Source organism: Limihaloglobus sulfuriphilus, from assembly GCF_001999965.1.
Taxonomy (GTDB): domain Bacteria; phylum Planctomycetota; class Phycisphaerae; order Sedimentisphaerales; family Sedimentisphaeraceae; genus Limihaloglobus; species Limihaloglobus sulfuriphilus.
Map to the genome: position 1 here is coordinate 2,640,263 of NZ_CP019646.1, position 18,138 is coordinate 2,658,400.

The 18,138-nt window shown below is 45.0% G+C and carries 11 protein-coding genes; 6 read left to right on the top strand and 5 right to left on the bottom strand.

The annotated features are described in order from the left end of the window. Positions 1-78: 78 nt before the first annotated feature. Both SMSP2_RS10090 and SMSP2_RS10095 read left to right on the top strand, forming a co-directional pair. On the top strand, positions 79-1,428 hold the full coding sequence (locus SMSP2_RS10090) for an ammonium transporter (RefSeq protein ID WP_186804673.1): 1,350 nt from the start codon (positions 79-81) through the stop codon (positions 1,426-1,428). 25 nt (positions 1,429-1,453) lie between these two features. Next, the gene (locus SMSP2_RS10095) at positions 1,454-1,795 is read left to right on the top strand and encodes a P-II family nitrogen regulator (protein WP_146683833.1); all 342 of its coding nucleotides are present in this window, start codon (positions 1,454-1,456) and stop codon (positions 1,793-1,795) included. A gap of 1,668 nt (positions 1,796-3,463) precedes the next feature. Here the strand turns inward: SMSP2_RS10095 and SMSP2_RS10100 are convergent. Continuing rightward, a complete protein-coding gene (locus tag SMSP2_RS10100; RefSeq protein ID WP_146683834.1) occupies positions 3,464-3,979 on the bottom strand; it encodes a hypothetical protein in 516 nt (171 codons plus the stop codon). Between the two features lie 447 nt (positions 3,980-4,426). Here SMSP2_RS10100 and SMSP2_RS10105 point away from each other — a divergent pair, with 447 nt between their 5' ends. Then, positions 4,427-5,713, top strand: a complete 1,287-nt coding sequence (locus SMSP2_RS10105; RefSeq protein WP_146683835.1) for a hemolysin family protein — start codon at positions 4,427-4,429, stop codon at positions 5,711-5,713. Position 5,714: 1 nt separating this feature from the next. Next, on the top strand, positions 5,715-6,518 hold the full coding sequence (recO, locus tag SMSP2_RS10110; protein ID WP_146683836.1) for a DNA repair protein RecO: 804 nt from the start codon (positions 5,715-5,717) through the stop codon (positions 6,516-6,518). A gap of 46 nt (positions 6,519-6,564) precedes the next feature. Here the strand turns inward: recO and SMSP2_RS10115 are convergent, their stop codons facing one another. Beyond that, positions 6,565-7,557 (bottom strand): lysylphosphatidylglycerol synthase transmembrane domain-containing protein, encoded by a 993-nt coding sequence (locus tag SMSP2_RS10115; protein ID WP_186804674.1) that lies wholly within the window; start codon positions 7,555-7,557, stop codon positions 6,565-6,567. 53 nt (positions 7,558-7,610) lie between these two features. On the opposite strand from SMSP2_RS10115, the gene hisI reads away from it, so the two are divergent. Both hisI and SMSP2_RS10125 read left to right on the top strand, forming a co-directional pair. Further along, positions 7,611-8,036: a phosphoribosyl-AMP cyclohydrolase gene (gene hisI / locus SMSP2_RS10120; protein ID WP_146683838.1), complete on the top strand. Its 426-nt coding sequence runs from the start codon at positions 7,611-7,613 to the stop codon at positions 8,034-8,036. A gap of 406 nt (positions 8,037-8,442) precedes the next feature. Continuing rightward, positions 8,443-10,383, top strand: coding sequence for a hypothetical protein (locus tag SMSP2_RS10125; RefSeq protein ID WP_146683839.1), 1,941 nt, complete (start codon positions 8,443-8,445; stop codon positions 10,381-10,383). A gap of 100 nt (positions 10,384-10,483) precedes the next feature. Here SMSP2_RS10125 and SMSP2_RS10130 read toward each other — a convergent pair whose 3' ends face one another. Genes SMSP2_RS10130 through SMSP2_RS10140 form a run of 3 tightly spaced genes read right to left on the bottom strand, consistent with a single transcriptional unit; the run spans position 10,484 to position 18,070 of the window. Next, positions 10,484-12,352 (bottom strand): MGH1-like glycoside hydrolase domain-containing protein, encoded by a 1,869-nt coding sequence (locus SMSP2_RS10130; protein WP_146683840.1) that lies wholly within the window; start codon positions 12,350-12,352, stop codon positions 10,484-10,486. Next, on the bottom strand, positions 12,349-15,438 hold the full coding sequence (locus tag SMSP2_RS10135; protein ID WP_146683841.1) for a LamG domain-containing protein: 3,090 nt from the start codon (positions 15,436-15,438) through the stop codon (positions 12,349-12,351). The genes SMSP2_RS10130 and SMSP2_RS10135 overlap by 4 nt, the downstream gene beginning before the upstream one ends. 25 nt (positions 15,439-15,463) lie before the next feature. After that, a complete protein-coding gene (locus tag SMSP2_RS10140) occupies positions 15,464-18,070 on the bottom strand; it encodes a right-handed parallel beta-helix repeat-containing protein (protein WP_146683842.1) in 2,607 nt (868 codons plus the stop codon). Positions 18,071-18,138 lie beyond the last annotated feature (68 nt).

An 18,138-nucleotide genomic window follows, 5' to 3' on the forward strand; every position in this document is an offset into this window, starting at 1 on the left:
TACATCTTCATGAATTAGTTTCCCTTTAATATCAAAGTTTCAAGAAATAAAATTAGAGTTTTGAGAAAGGTCTTTAAAATGAAGGAAGGAAAACAATCCTCCGCCCGTATAGGTTTTATGCTGATAGCTTTAACAGCAATCCTGACAATGAACGGCAACGCCCTGGCAGGCGAAGAAATCCCGGGATCTGATCTCGGTTCAGTAATCCGGGGCATTGACACTCTCTGGGTGCTTCTTGGAGCGTTTCTGGTCTTCTTCATGCAGGCAGGTTTCGGCATGATTGAAGCCGGCTTTATTCGCGCAAAAAACACATGCAACATACTTACCAAAAACTTCCTTGACTTCTGCATGGCCTCAATCGGCTTTTTCATAATGGGTTACGCCATCATGTTCGGAACGGGAAACGCTTTTATGGGCTTCGAAGGATGGTTTTTGATAAACGCTGAATCGGGAGCTGATATACCAATGTTCGCATTCTGGCTTTTCCAGGCAGCATTCTGCGGTGCGGCGGCAACGATTGTAGCAGGAGGAATGGCTGAAAGGATGAAGTTTGTTGCCTACATCGTTTATTCATTCATTATCTCGGCACTTATCTATCCCATAGTAGGGCACTGGATATGGGGCGGCGGTTGGCTGGCAGGGATGGGGTTTGCCGATTTCGCCGGATCAGCTGTTGTTCACACGGTCGGAGGAGTCGCAGCTCTGGTCGGCACCTACATACTAAAACCCCGTAACGGCAAATACAGCCTCGATGGCAAACCAAACGCAATACCCGCACACAGCATCCCTCTTGCATCCCTTGGCCTTTTTATACTGTGGTTTGGCTGGTTCGGTTTTAATTCCTGTTCGAGTCTCTCTGTCGGCAATGGCGACCTTATCGCGCGTGTCGCGATTAACACTAACATAGCGGCAGCGGCCGGCGGTATCGCCGCGATCACAACGGTATGGAAGCGGTTCGGAAAACCTGACCTGTCTATGGGAATGAACGGCTCTCTTGCCGGCCTTGTTTCAATAACAGCACCGTGTGCTTTTGTTGACCCATGGGCCGCTATAGTTATCGGAGTAATCGGCGGCGTATTAGTTGTATTTGGTGTTGAACTGCTTGATAAACTGCAGATTGATGATCCGGTCGGAGCGTTCCCTGTGCACGGCATAGGCGGCATATTCGGCACACTCGCAGTAGGAATCTTTGGCAAACCTGAGCTTGGAATCGAGGGCTTTTTATACACCGGAAATCCTATGCAGCTTGGCACACAGCTGATAGGTATCATCGCAGTAGTTATATTCATTGCTTTTTCCATGGGACTGGTGTTTAAAGTCATTGACAAGACCATAGGACTAAGAGCAAGCGAAACAGAGGAGCTTCGAGGCCTGGACATTTGTGAACATGGAATGGAATCTTATGGCGGGTTCCAGATTTTCAGTTAGAATAAAGATAAAAGGACACATTACAATGAAATTAATTATAGCATATATTCAGCCTCACAGGCTTGAAAATGTAAAAAAATGCCTCGCTGAGCAAGACGTTGCAAAGATGAGTGTTACTAACTCGCTGGGATGCGGAGCTCAGGCAGGCTATCACGAAAGCTACAGGGGCGTCCAGTTCGACGTAAACCTGCTGAAAAAAGTGCGTATTGAAATAGCCGTTAACGATGAATTCGTAAAAAAGACCATAGACGCTATTATCAAAGGCGCCAAAACCGGAAACATAGGCGACGGCAAGATTTTTATCATCAACCTCGAAGAATGTATCCGCATTAGAACCGGCGAAACCGGAAACGACGCGATAGGCTGATAAATACCCTTTCCACGCTGCCCTTTAAAGGCATAAGAACTCTGCCTGAAGGCCCCTTCGCCCGAAGGGGTCTTCCCGACTTTGGCGGTTTTGATGTAGAATCTGTCTAAAATCTTTTTTGGAGTTCTGATTGCAGTTCTTTCCTGATAAGTGCTTTGTAGTGACTAAAGAAAAACTCCAGTTCTTTATTTACAAGGACTTACGTCAATTTACCGCCGAAGTCAGGATGCAGTAGGAATTAAAAGGGTGTCTGACACCCTTGTACAATCCGAACATGTCACAGACGTTTTCGGCAATTATACTTTTCAAAACACATGTAACTCATTGCAATAAAACATGTTGTATCTTAAAAGAGATCAAACCCTTTTAATTCTTCAAATTTCTTTTCTTTATACACGTATAATCCGCCTGTTAAAAGAGCATAAATCAGATACAGACTAATTGTTATCAGAAATATGATTTTAAGTTTTTTCATTTGCAGCCGCCTCCATTGTCTGGTGGAAAAACAGGAAAAACAGGGAAAAACAGGGGACAGTTACCAATTAAATTTGTATTTTTATTCTTTTTTTGCATCCTTGCCTTTCTTTTTAAGTATCTTTGGCCTGCCGACGGTAATGGCCGCAGCCGACTGCCTGCCTGCTTTTCCATTTTACTCTTAAACGAATCTGAGACAATCCTGCATTTGCGTCACAAACTCACCACTGCAATTTTAATACTTTATAAACCTATACTTAGAATACCACGCCCGCGGCCCGTGTCAATAAAAAACGCGGCAAACCGCTTCTAAAAGGGTAACTGTCCCCTATTTAACATCCTAATATACTAAGGCAGGGACTCATATTTCAAAAATACTCCAGGTTTTACTTCGTCACATCGAATTGTGCTATCAGTTAGTAGTGTACTTTTGTCTATTCCAACATCGGTAATTATCAGTTCCCAGTTTACTTGAATTATGCCGGAGGACCACCACATAGATAGAAATCTAACATTATTGTTTTCATAAATGTTGACATTACCGAATTTGACGAACTTCAAAGAAGAAGGTAAACATCCATTAAAACCGGCTGGACTGTCATTTAGACTGACTGTGTTTATCCAATTTCTTATATTATCATAATTAGCTATCTTATAACGACAGTAAAGACCAAAGAAAGTAGTTGGATTAATATATAAGACCAATGAAAACAGCAAGATTATTGAAAGTATTAGCCGCGTGATTATTATCCCGAATTTGTCTTTTCTGATACAGCTAACAACCACCATTGCAATCAATAGAATCGGGGAAGTCACAACTAATACAAAAACACTTACAAAAACAAAAGAGTACCACATAAAAACTAAAGACGGTTGAATAATAGCCAATACAAAAGGTGTCCAGATTAAAATCAGGATTAAACAAATAAAATATTGGTTGCCACCTTTCAAGAATGTTGCTTTCATATGTTTCCTCCTAAACTTTTTGCAGCCTGGGAAAACAGGGGACAGTTACCTATTAAATTTGTATTTTTATTCTTTTTATGCATCCTTGCCTTTCTTTTTAAGTATCTTTGGCCTGCCGACGGTAATGGCCGCAGCCGACTGCCTGCCTGCTTTTCCATTTTACTCTTAAACGAATCTGAGACAATCCTGCATTTGCGTCACAAACTCATCACTGCAATTCTAATACTTTTATAAACCGAAACTTAGACTGCCACGTCCGCCGGCCCGTGTCAATAAAAAACGCGCCAAATCGCTTCTAAAAGGGTAACTGTCCCTATTTATTTTTATCCCGCCGGAGAGTCCTCTTTGAGGGTAGTTACAGCACACCAGCTCACCCGAGGCTCCGTAAACGTAGTCACGGGCCCATGTTATACTGCCTGTCCCAATCTGTTCGTACTCTGCTATCACGCCGCCCATTTTATCATAGACGAACCACGTTGTCAACGAGCCAACGGTTTTCTTTATCCGCCTACCGAGCATGTCGTATGTGTAGCCTGCAACATCGCCGGAGGAATCATCTACGTCAACGACCCTGTTTTCAGCGTTAACGCCGTAGAAAAGCCCGTCATCAGCGGCATTGGTCGGGTTGCCGAGGTAATCATAGGAATACGCCGCACCGTCGCGGCTGTGATGGTGTATTTCGCAGCAATCCGAGCCGCGAATGTGAATGAGCGGTAATGACGGAATTAAAAAGGTGTCTGACACCCTTTTCTTGTATTTTTAATTTAAACCCTTCTTATTAAATACTTTACATGGATTTATAAAAGAGTAAATTCGTGAATATGATTTGCAATTGCATTTTGATAGGTACAAAGAAAAATGTTGCGAATAAATGACTTCCGTTCTCTCTTTTGACCTATGTTATGATATTTTGCTTCCCTGGTGCTTTGGCAGAATGGTTAGAAAAATTAAATTATTCTTGAACTTAAAAGTTTTAAGGATATAACCCCCCTTGTAAAAGCCGCTGATTTAAAATCTCTATGCTTGAATATTCAGGAGCAGAGATTATAATGCGGTTTGATATTTATGTATCACATTTTTTTTAAAAGCGTTGTTTATATAAATTTATACTTTTTTGTGCTGATTATGAAATATATCCCGTCTGAGAGTGCGGCGGGTTTTAATTGTTTTTGATTTACGGATAAATACTAAGTGGACGATGTTGGATGGCTATTAGTTAGCCTTGTTACAGCTTCATTCTTGTCGTTGTTTTTTTCTGTTGTAAGTTTTGCGCTTGCGACATATTCTTCGCTTAAACTTAATGAGGCGTTTCGTGTAAAGAACAGGGAAGATGAGTTTCTGGAGTTTTCCGAGCGGGCACCAAACTACCTCTTTGTAATGTTCTCGCTGGGAATCATCTTTAATATAATTACGATCCTTTGTGTGGATATGCTTTTTGGCGGCATATCCGATGCAATGCTAAAGAGCGTACTTGTAATTGTCATTTCGTTTTTGATTTTGTTTAATTTCTCACTGGCAATAGCCTATCCCGTCAGCAAATACGTCGGCGAGAGGATGCTTGTACGGATAACCCCCCTTGTAAAAACAATTTACATCATCTTCTGGCCTCCTGTTATCGGAGTTATGCAGGTTTATGACCTGTTTATAAAACGGCTCAGCGGCCATATCGAACAGAGCCACGAAGAGGCGCATGAAGAAAAACAGGATGAACTTCTTAATGTGGTTGAGCAAAGCCGGATGGACGGCGTTGTTGACGCCGAGGAGCTGGCGATGATCGAGAATGTGCTTGACCTGACCGAGGCAACCGCCGCCGAGATTATAACCCCCAGAACCGAGCTTGTGGCAATCGATATAGAAAGCGACCGCGACTCTATCGTCGATACCGTTATAAAGGCCGGCCACTCGCGGCTGCCTGTCTATAAAAAGACTATCGACCACATTGTCGGGCTGCTCTACGCCAAGGACCTCCTGTGCGAGATCGCCCGCGGTGATGATAATTTCAATATAAAAAATATCATGCGAAAAGCGTATTTTGTGCCCGAATCAAAACCCCTTCGCGACCTCCTTCACGATTTCCAGGACGCCAAACAGCATATCGCCGTCGTGCTGGATGAATACGGCGGCACAGCGGGTATCGTAACAATTGAAGATATCCTCGAGGAGCTTGTCGGCGAGATTCGCGATGAATACGAGAAAAAGCCGCCGGTAAGTTTCCGCCTCAGCGCAGAGGATGTCGCGGAGATGGATGGCAAGGTATATATAGACGACCTCAACGCCGATTTCAAAATCAAACTGCCCGAGGACGAGGATTATGAGACTGTCGGCGGTTTTGTATTCTCACACCTGGGCTATATACCCAATTCCGGCGAGAGTTTTATGTACGGCAATCTCAAGTTTACGGTAATATCGGCGACTGAGCGGCAGATAAAACGCCTTCGCATTGAAAAAATGCAGATAACAGAAGAAGAGAAGATCTAAAATGCAGCTCAAGGATACAGGCCTCTGCATACGCAAGATGGACTACTCCGAGACTTCGCAGATATTAACCTTTTTCACACGCGGCGCAGGTGTTATTGGCGGCATTGCCAAGGGCTCGCGGCGTAATAAATCCGCTTTTGGCGGGGCTGTAGAGCTGTTTGCCGCCGGCGAAATTATTTATATCCCATCAAAAAGCGGCGGGCTGGCGACAATAACCGATTTTGCTCCCAAGCCGCTGTTCAGCACAGCCCGCACCAGCAGCACCGGACTTAACGGGGCGTATTTTGCCGCGGAGATGCTTGCCGCGTTTATCTCGAACAACGACCCTCACCCGCAGCTCTTTGACAGGGTGATGCGCTTTCTGGTCAATATTCAGCAGAACAAAACCCCGGAAGCGGTCCTGCGTCTGCTGATACGGTTTCAGATGAACCTGCTAAAAGATGTAGGGCTGGGCCTGGATATCGGCAGATGCGCGAATTGTTCGGCTGCTTTTGATAAAATTATGCAGCCGCAATCACCAGCCGCTGAAGGCCAAAGTAGTAATAATTTTACGGCGAACCCCTCGGGTATATACTTTGCCAGCGACGCCGGCGGCATGGTATGCAGAGACTGTGAACAGGCGTTTGTAAACAAGATACCGGTTTCCAGGACGTGTTTTTCTCTGCTGCGAAATGAATCAGAGCTTGATACGGCACCGCTGCGGCCGCTGCTTGAGGCTCAGCGGCTGATAATCAACCACATAACCCACATCCGCAACAAGCCGCCCCGCTCCGCCGCGTTTTTCCTTGATTTTAAAATTCGATAAAGACTTGCCCTGTATCACCTGTGCTGAATTGGGGACAGCAGCCCTCTCACGCTCGCCTGGGAAGGTGAAAACCTCCGATATGGATAAAAATTCCCGGCAGGGTGCCGGCGATCAGCAGTGCCCGCTGGGCAAAAGCTATCATAAGACCCTGCTCAATAGAGACTTCCGGCAGTGCCGCGAACATAGCCGTTACACTGCCCTCCATCAGGCCGATCCCGCCCGGACTGACCGGAACACTCGAGGCGAACCACGATAGCGGCAGAATCACATAATAATATTTGACAGGAGCCTCAACTCCGAGAGCCTTGCCAACGATGTAAACCCCCGTGATGCAGGTTATCTGTGCCGCGGCGGAGAAAAAAAGAGCACCGCAAAGATAGGCTCGTTTGTTTGCGTATATCTTTACCGCTGCCGCAATCCGGTGAAAATACTCCTTTATAAGCGATAGACCGGATTTTATGTGGCCTCGGGAGAAAAACGCCGCCGCTGCAAGAGCCGCCGCGAGTGCCAGAGCGATAAAAACAGCCGTTCTGCCGCTCAGTGCTTCTTGCAAGCCGCTTACAGTAATTTTTTCATTGGAATAGCCCAGTTCAAATACTTCACGATTTACCAGCAGCATACCGCCTATGCAGAAGAAAATCAACACAGCCACGCCTGCCAAACGGTCAACTACAATCGAAAAAACGGACTCAACCTTCTTTTCTGAATATTCGGTTACATACCACGCCCTCAAGAGGTCTCCGCCGAGACTGCTGAACAGAATATTGTTGTAAAACAGTCCTAAATACTCGATGGCAAATACTTTAGACGTTGGTATTATTATGTCCTGCGCACGCAGAAGTACCTGCCACCGCGCCGCGAGAAACAACCCCTGAACCAGATAGAGCAGCAGCGAAAGTAAAATCACCGTAAGACTAAGCTGCGATGTGAGCTCTGCAACCCTTTCAAAATCGGTCATCAATAACAGAGCGGCTATAACGGCTATGCCGACGGCAAACCGCAGAATAGTCAACACTTGCGCCTTGATTTTTTTATTCATCAGCGTATTATTGTGTAAATAGCTCATAAAAACAAAGAAAAAACGAGAACTAAATGGCAATATCAAATAATAACACGGAAAATATTGAGAACGGCCTTGATTTTCAGCCGCGATTCAACGCTGACGGCCTGATAACCGCTATCAGCCAGGAAGCCGATACCGGCGAGATTCTCATGGTTGCCTTTATGAACCAACAGGCTCTTGATGAGACGATAAAGACCGGAAATGCGGTGTTTTACAGCAGAAGCCGCAAGAAACTCTGGCGAAAGGGTGAACAGAGCGGCCACTTCCAGAAAGTGCTCGATATACTCGTTGACTGTGACCAGGATTGTTTGATACTCAAAGTCGAGGTTGATCAGGGCCAGTGCCATGTAGGCTACAAATCCTGTTTTTACAGAACTTTGGATAAAAACGACCCCAAGAAGCTCAGATTCAACGCAGAAAAGGTGTACGATCCGAAAGAGGCCTACGGCAAATAATAGCAGAACCCACTGCGGCTGTTTCAGGCGGTTAAGATTTTTGTATAAGATGTTTATAATCCGGCGGATAAACGCAGGCTTTGGCAGGTTATATAAAGCGGCGTATTGTCTTGAAACAACGGAAAAAGCCGGCAGGATATTTATTTACATTATTTTTTGCAGCATTCGGCGTTTTGAGAAAATTCGTGAATTTTCTCTACGGGGGCAATTTTTGCAGTGTAAATGCAGTCTTGTCATCTCTTTTTTTTAAAAACTCTGAATAGAATTAAACCTATATCGTTAATAATTATAGACTTAGAGATATTTAAAGTAATATTATTTTAAATTAATTGTAATTAAGAAATCTAAATTGTATAATTATCTGCCATGAATTTACAATTGATAATTATTTTAGAAGGAATGAAAAATGAACAAGATGCTTCACTTTCTGCTGGCGGTATCAATCTTTTTGTCAATAGGTGTTTTGTATGCCGAGGACCCGGATTACGGCAGTACGTATGACACTGCCGAACCGATCACCGCGGACGGAACACCATTACAGGGGGTTCTCACCTCTGGCGATGAAGACTGGTTTACGTGCAGCGCCGCCGGCGTTACGATGTACCGTGTAACCCTGACAAACCAGAACTCAAACTACAAGTATGTTAAAGCTTACCAGATAGACGAGTTCGGCGATCTGATTGAAGCCATGTATTTTAATGCTTACAACAACCAGAATTCCCAGACAATGTTTCTCCAGAGCACCTACGATATATACCTTGAGGTATATAACTCCGATGGAGTGTATTCTATAAGCATAGAGGCTATAGGGACTTATCCGGAAGACGCTCACTCTGCCAACTGCGTTGATGCCACCCCGATAGTTATCGATGACCTCGCTGTTGAGGCTACAATAACCCGCGCCGACCCTTCGCAGGGCCTGCCGCTGGATGAGGACTGGTTCGTTTTCACGCCGACCCCGCTTCACAAATACCGCATTCTGCTAACACACAGTAACAATGCCAATGTGGATTTCAAGATTTACAGCGGTGACTGCACCACTGAGCTCCGCGGCTGGGATACAGACGCCACAATCGTGTCGTGGTTTGGCGAAGATGTGAAGATATATGTATCAGGCGATGACGACAAGCTCGGTGAATACTATACTCTTGAGGTCATAGATATGGGCGGTTATCCTGATGACCACGGCAATATCCCAGAACAAGCTACGGGTATTACGGACGACGGCACCCAGATATACGGCAGTCTTGACTACGATGCAGATATAGGCGAAGATGAAGACTGGTTTGCCTTTACCCCGCAGGAAAACTGCCTTTATAATGTTACTCTATCTAATTCCGACTCCAACTATAAGTTCATAAAAATATTCCAGGAAGATGAATTCGGAGAGCTCATCGAGACTTACTACTTCAACAGCTACAACAAAACCAATACAAATCAGCTTTTCTTTGAAAAGAGCGGAGATGTTTACGCAATTGTGTATAACAATTCAGGCGGCTACTGGATATCATTTGACCAGGCTGGTATCTATCCGCCTGATCAATATTCGAATGACTGCGGCTCTGCAAACTCTATAATGGTAGATGAAGCACCGATCGAGGCGACCATCACCCGCGGGCCGCCGCTTGATACGGACTGGTTCGTCTTCGAGACTCAGGCGCTGCATCATTACCAGGTTAAACTGACACATTCAGCGAATTCCAACGTTGACTTCAAGATATTCAGCGGCGACTGCGGCACAGAGCTTCGCGGCTGGGATACTGATATGAATTTCGTATCCTGGTACGGCGATGACTATAAGATTTATGTGTGCGGCGACGACAACAGGTTAGGAGAATATTACACATTGCAGGTTCTGGATATCAATTCCTATACAGATGATTACCCAAATACCTGGGACCAGGCAGCATCAATCCCCAAGGACGGCACCATGGTCGCAGGTGAAATAGAGTATATGGGCGATTTCGGCAGTGATGAGGACTGGTTTACTTTCGTTGCCGGCCAGGATGGCGATTATGTCTTCCAGCTTGAAAATCCCGATTCCAACTATAAGTATATGAAGATTTATCGGGAAGATATGCCCGGACACCTTATAGAGCTTTTATACTTCAACTGCTACAATAATCTGGCTGAAAGAACTCAGTATATAGAAGCCGGCACCTGCTACATACAGTTGTATAACTCCATGGGCGATTACCAGTTCAGCGTGCTCTCTCCTGAGCCCCGATGCGGCGATCTGGACCACCCGTATCCGCCCGGCGATGCCAACAAGGACTGCGTAACAGATATCCTCGATATCGCCCAAATGGCAACCGGCTGGCTGCAGGATAACCGCCCGGCGCAGTAAACATTATTTTCTCCGAATAATTGAAACAAAAACGGCTCCGCTTCGGCGGGGCCGTTTTTTTAGTAATGAATATCGTGTAATTTCTTTTTCTGTTCCAGGCTCATCTTTCCAGAAGCATACATATTACACCCGCGGCACAGAAACTCATGTGAGCTGTACAAACGGGGCCGTCCTTAACCCTTCCAAGTTTATACTCAACAGGGTTGAAGCACTCAAATACGCCGGGGAAATCAACCAATGTTTTGATAACTGCATCCAGCACCTTATCAGCCAATTCACGGCAACCGGCAGAGGTGAGTCCTTTGTGTACCATGTAATTCATAAACGGCCAAACTGATCCTCGTGCGTAAACATCAGGATTAAAACATTCTTCCTTCATGGAAACGCTGGTCATTCCGCACCTGGTCAAAAATTCAGATTCGAGTACCCGGGCAACTTTTTTGATCTTATCACTATCAAGCACACCGACATATAACGCAGGATAGATATCAGATGTTTTGATATCTACTTTTTTCAGTTCATAGGTTAACGGATAACAAAAACTATCCTTTTCGTGCCACATATTCTCCAGCATGAATTTGCGGGTGGTTTTCTGTTTTTCCTGCCAATCTTTGGCCTGGTCTTCTTGTCCCAGAACTGAAGCGAATGCTGCCATTGCTCCTTCAAAAGAGAATTTCGCGGAATTTATACCGACTGAATAGACCGGCCCGTTATCATAGATCGGACAGTCATCCATACCGGATTCGGGGCCGTAAAAATACGGAGCTCTTTTATCGTCTATTCCCCAAAGCGGGACATTGTCATTGGGTTTTCTGCTGCTCTCAAACCACTGATAATTGAAACTGAACGATTCATAGCACTTTTTCGCAAATACAAGATCTTTTGAAATTTTGAAAACGTCCCATGCGGCTTTGGCGACAAGAGGTATCTGGGTGATATCATCTTTTTGCTGTTCTGGCTGCATATAGCCTAAGATGGCGTGCAAAGGCATCATGCCGGATGTTTTTATAGATTTTAGTTGATCCAATATCATCCCCTGGACAAGTCCCGGATCGAAACTCATATATGCATCGGCTACGAAAGGAGATGTGTCCCAGACCCAAATCGAGGGGAATCTAAGACCGGCTATAACCCAGTCAACACCTCGTCTGTGTACCTCATTTGAAAACAGAACGTGCCAGGACTTATAATAAACGAATTTCTCCTGTTCGTTTTTGAATTCAGGAACGGGGAGTTTTTCAACAAAATCTGACCACTCCTTTCCAACATAGCCGGGTTTGTAAGTTTCAAGGCTTGCTGAAAGATTTAATTTAACATCAAACACATAGGTTTGGCCTGATTTGATCATTGCTTTATGCAAAACCCGGCTGCCCTGCGAAACTACAACTTCCTGCTCGGCGAGAATTTGCTTGTTAGAGAGCAGGCTTGTCTCACTTTGAGGGTATTCGATGGAAATTTGAAAATCTTTGTTTTCAATATACCACTCGAAAAGATAGGAAAAGTCACTTATGCCCTGGCCTGGTTTTACATCTTTTTTGTTCAGATCGTAGAAAAGCCTGGTAGATCGGCTGTCTTTTTCTACCTTCTCCAGCTTGCGGTCAGAGAGGAAATTGAATGCCAGAGTAACTTCTTTGTCCTCGTGCGCCCTGTTGCGGAGGGTGTACCGCAGCCGATAAGATTCACCGCCGGCAGCTGTCAACTCTTCTTCAAAGCTAATGAAAGGGCATATAAAATTTTTGAACTCGGTATGCATCCGCCCGGGTGAATAATCGAACTGACGGTACATTGTCGCATCATCTTTGGTTTTGACCACCTTGCCGTCAACTTCAAAATGCTTTAGCCCGATCTCATCAAGAAACGGACCTTTCAGCAGGCCGGTGTTTTGTTTGGGCAAAAGATATAAAATTGACCCGTAATTCTTAACGGGGCATGCGTTCCAGTAAGTCTTTTCTTTGAAATCATAACTCATTTTTGTTCCTCATTTTTGATTTGGATCACGGTTGGAGCCGGTCCGTCGATATAAGCTCTTGAAAAATAGAATATTCTGCCGGATTCTGAGCCGACAAACAGATCCAGGCTGCCGTCATTGTCCCAATCGACTAAAGCAGGCCCGGCGTTGTGGTTAGTCAAACGTTCTTTAACCAGATCGCCCCTGTCAACCCATAGAGGTCTTTGGTTATCTCTGGTGTTTTCATAATATCTGGCATTGACATTATCATAAACCAGGTCATAGTCGCCATCTTTATCCCAGTCTGTTATATTTATAATAGTTCTGCCCGAGCGTCCCCGAGTCGCGTTTTCAGGCCTGTTCCAAACCAGTCCCTGACTGTATGGACCGTCAATCTCAAAGATGTTTTTGCCCGGCTTCAAGATTAGTTTCCCATTTGGGTCTTCAGCCCGCAGATACAGTGCCATAGCCCCTTTATGATCCAGGGTTATATAATCGCAAAGACCGTCATTGTTCCAGTCCATCGCAACCGGCTTAGTTCGCCAAACGGTTATCAGTTCATTTCCCACCGGCTGAAACGGCAGCCAGGCCGGTTTTAACGGTTCACCCTGCCAATCAACTTTTATGAGCTGTCCTTTCGCCAGACGAGGGGAACCTTTTCGGCCAATATTTTTAAAGAAGTGGTGTTCGCCCCTGATTCCACTCATGATTAGATCCTTTAATCCATCGCCATCCCAGTCGGCGACTTCAGGATTATTGTATTGCCAACCCAATTCCTCAATCCCCTGCACAGAGCCGTCATCACCTGCCGGCAACCATATCGGGAAACCGCCCGCAGTCATATCTTCTCCCCACTTCCAGAGAGGCCGATCATCGCTGCCCTGGTTCTCAAAATAGACAATCGCGTTACTGGCTCCGGCAATGATATCCTTATCACCATCATCATCCCAGTCCACGAGCTTGGGAATATTGATGGCGCCGGCATCTAATATCGGCCTTACCTGCTGGAGGTAAACGGTATTTCGAAGAACAGGCATTCTGCCGGGGCCGGCAATATTTTCGACAAACCCTATACAACCCGCCTCGGAACCCCACAGAATATCCATATCGCCATCCTGGTCCTTGTCCGCTATTTTAATTGTAACTACGGAATTGGGAATCGTTATCTCCCTGCGATCCATGGTTTTAAGACGCTTTGCAGCAGCAAATTTTGGGGCTGTTTTTGTGCCGCCGATATTCTCGTGAAAATACATTTCGTGTGTAAAGCCTGAAGAGATGAAATCAATATCCCCGTCACAGTCCCAGTCAACGGGAATATAGCACCACTGCAGATCTACTTTATCAACAGCGATATCCTGAGGATTATTGGTATCTATTGCCGGATTTTCTTTTGTGCCGACATTTCTGTACACCCGAACGATCGGCGTGACTTCATCTTTGCCGATATTTGGAAGTTCACTTGTAATGACATCTCCCAGACCATCGCCATCCCAGTCAAACCAGAATGTCTTTATTTCCGTATCCAGCACAGGCCCTTCAAACCGGAGTTTATGAATTTTTGTAACAACCGGCTTATCATTTATAAATTCCCATTCCCACCACTCCTGACATGAGCGGCCAAGCATCAGCAGGTCATCTTTTCCATCATGATTTATGTCAGCAATTACAGGGATAACAACTCCGGAAATGTAACCTGTCGGAGTATTATCCCGAATAATCAGTTTAGCCGGAGCATAAATATTTTCTACACCGGTTTCATTGGAAATATTCTCATAGAAATAATGCCCTGTCATCAGATCGCTGCATTTTGGAGTTCTTACTGTACCTGAATTGAGCCAAATATCCAAATCGCCATCACCATCAATGTCTCCTACATCGAAAACACCCGCGATCGTCCCTGCCAGGTTTCCTATGCTTGTTTTTAAGCCGATCCGGAGCCTGTCACCGTTTCCTACCATAGGTATCTCAAGCGGGAAGGGTGAATCGTAAACATGATTTAGATCATAGCAGAAACTGTAGCCGGCTTCTTCGGTTCCGGCGTGAACAAATCGCAGTACCGCCTTACTTGCTGAATAGATTTCCGAGGTAACAGTAAAAGGCCTAAAGTACTTTTTATGGCCGTCTAATTTTTCATCATAGACAACCGGCCGGCCTGTCCGGGTGTCAAACCGAACGAGACGGAAATTATTGATTGCCGCCCTTTTCCGCTGCGGCGAGAGCTTTTTCCAATCAAGGCCCAAATCAATATCGGATTTAACAGGAACATTCTGCCACTGGCTTGATTCAGGTTTTACATAAAAATTGAGTCTTTGTGAATTTTCGCTTACCCAATCAGGTTGAGCAGTAACATGAGACGGCAATTTAGGTTTCTTCGCTTTCGGTTTTATTTGAGGTTTGTCTCTGACAAGCCATTCATCGAAAATATAAACCTCGTCTATTACGCCGTCGAAATGCTCCATTTGGAAAACACGGCTCTGCTTGGAATTGGTCCCGAAAAACATATCGTAAAGCATCGCTTCGGGCATAAGGGGAAGATGAGCATCTTCTGCTGCTACCGGTTTTTGGTCATCAACTGCCAGAGCAAGTCTGCCCGGCTGCTTCCATGAGATCATTATCTGATGCCACTGATCTTTTTGCCAGCCGGGAATATCAATATTGATATTGCTTTTCTTGTTATTATCTCCTCCGGTCATGAGCCGGAGTCTGGGCGCGGTTTTGTCATTTATCAATCGAAGCTGGATCAGATGATCTGTCCTGATCCTGATACTAAACAGTGCCTGCATCTCCCGGCCGAACTCTTGCCTGAACCTTGGGGGGGTATAATTTGGTTTTACCCAAAAAAGAATTGTTCCTTCTTCCAGGCTGATATTTTCGTCTGTTTCGAATCTAATATACTCGTTTGGTTTGCACCATATACCCTGTCCAGTTTTACCCTCAACCGGTTTGAGCATATCATGATAGAGAGCCTTGGCAGTACCGGCGGCATAATCCGCTTCAAATTCCGGATTTTCAAATGAGTTATAGAACAGTACCTGACCGCTGCAGCTCAACGCCAAAAGGGCGCAGAATAAAAGTAGAATTTGTTTGTTTGCGGGTATGCAACTCATGTTCTCTCCAATATAAACCAGTTTATTATCTCAACAGCGGAATAAGACGGTAGTGAGATTGTTCATCTTGCGTAATACTCGTACAAAGCCAGAAGATTGGATAAGATTCACTCAATTTGAATTCCGGCAAGACCGCCAGGTGGTCACCCCAGTTATCAATTTCAGCAAAAAAATCTTCTTCTGAAATATTTTCAAGAGTCTCATATTTATTCAATTTCTCATCAACGATGAACTTGCCTGAAACGACAGAGGCGGGTTTTAAGCTCAGCGATTTTGAACGGGAAACTTTAAACGGGACATCACTTCGCAGCGCAAAGTAAGCTATTTCATAAATCCCATTCACCGGCGTATCTGAAATTAGTGCAATTTCATCTTTTGCTCTGAGGGCTCCGTCAAAATTGCCTGCTGCACATAGAATCCATTTGCGGCCGGTATTTCCGGCGGCAGCATGGTGGCTGTCTGAACCAGCCCGATAAATCAGGGCGGGGCCCGGCGAGGCTGTAACAGCCGCTACTTCTGAATCTAAAGAATCGCCGTCGAAGTCCCCCGCCGTGATGCCGGTAATATCGGTCGCAGCATTGCGGGAAACCGCAGACCAGGCGGTATTACTCGGCTTTGCATAGCGAATGGTATCAGTCCCTTCGAGTTTATATGCGATTTCCTGATATTCATCTGAACCGTCGTCAAAATCACCGCCGACAATATCTGCGAACGGAATTGTATTGTCTTCCAGCAGAACAACTGCGGGTTCGGCAAAACCTTTTCTAAAAATATACAACGGATAGCAGCCATTCGTATCGGGAACGGTTGGGACTGCGGCAATCTCGTAATTGTCATTTTCTTTGATATAGCCGGTATCCGGCAGGAAATTGCCCGCTGCAATCTTTGCCCATCTCGTTTCACTCCTAGCGCATCGGTCCAATTCAACCCCGTCTTGATTATAAATTATCACGGTGAAATAGTCCGTGCTGTTAATTCTTGAAACAGGCCGGTTCCATATCACCGCAATCTCGTCACCGGGTTCATATTTGGCCATATTCCCTGTAGCTATATCAACGGGTTTTCCGCCGGAGGCGTACGCATCAATCTTATCGTTTTCTTTGTGCCATCCTTTTCCGCAATAAACCAAATCACCAGAGTTTACAATACCTGATGAGTTTATATCTGTGGACATTCGGGAAAACGGGATAGAACTGCCGGAACTGAGCCAATCGGATGCGAGTAAATTAAAGTCTGCCAGGTTGACGATTGTGTCACTATTGATATCACATTCTTGAGGCACTAACAATGTCTCCGCAACGAGCAGCTCAGCCTGGCCGTCATAGTGAAAATCAGGATACTGCCCCGGACAGATAACATGATAGAATTTCTCCCAGGCAGGTATCCCGGCGCCGGCATTGGCGTAAGGAATGTATTGTGCATAATCTTCGTAATCGCTGTCAACAGACCACAGCCACACATCCGTTCCCGGCTGATCTATTGTGTTATGGTGCATCGAATAAAAGACATTATGCATAACTATTTCTTTTGGAACGTTCAAAAAAGTATTGTTAAGTATTTTGTTGTAATTATTCCTTAAGAGGACTCCTATTTTACAATTCTCAAAAGTATTGTTTTCTATTGTATTGTATGCAGTATAGCATCTTGTCTCGCCGGACTGATCCAGCCAATGGTCCCAGCCGGTTCTAGGGGCATGATCGACAGCTATATTATAGCCGGTGAAAGAATTGTCTTTTATTAAAATATTTCTTGCGGCAAACTCCCGGATATCCTCCTGTTCACCGGCATTTCGGTACAAAGAAATAGAGGTGTGATAATATGTGCCAAAAGACGATTGGGTGGCATAACGGGCACCCAGAAATTCATTATCGGAAACAACATAATTGTAACAGGCATCCAGCGCCATATCGCCATACGAGCGGATACCATTTGTATTGTTGTCCCGAAATGTATTATTAGTGAAGACCCAGTTTCGTGAATTGTACTCGCCGTATAACCCGCCCAATACATTTTCAGCTATATAACTGTTGGTAACAGCAGCATTTGCACCTCGCGGAAACAATCCCCAGATGTTTCGCTCCAGCGTTACATTTTCCACATAAACATCCCGGAGATGAAAATGATTTGCCGCAATTCCATGAACAAAACCTTTCAACGTCAGATTTTTAATCGTGCTGCCCCGGCTGTTATTATCAATCGGATCAGACTGGGCAAGATAGACACCCACCGTTCTGTCATAATCCTGCGTCGTGTCAACAACATTGCTGTAAAGATCCTGCAAAGACCAGCTTTTTATACGGGGTTTACGGCTGTCAATAGTGACATTGTTTCCGTCAAGGACAATATCCGCATCTGCGGAAAGAACAAGCAATTGCGGCTGATTGCCTTGATAAGGATTTAAATTGCCTGTATCAACTTCCCACGGCTCGCTTCTGGCCTTAAAAGTAACAGACATGTCAATGATGAATGGTTCAACAAGAATGCCGTTTTCGTACCAGCCTGCCCACCTTTGCTGGTTCCAGGGGTCAAAATCAGTACCATCGCTGCCAAGTACAGCCGAAACATTCAACGCGGATGAAATTGATGCGCAAAGCAAGCTAATAATGCAGATCAAAATGATTTTGGCCTTCATAACAGATTCCAAACTGGATAGTTAAAAAAAGGGGAGGATCAAACCTCCCCTTATTAAGTTCTACTTAG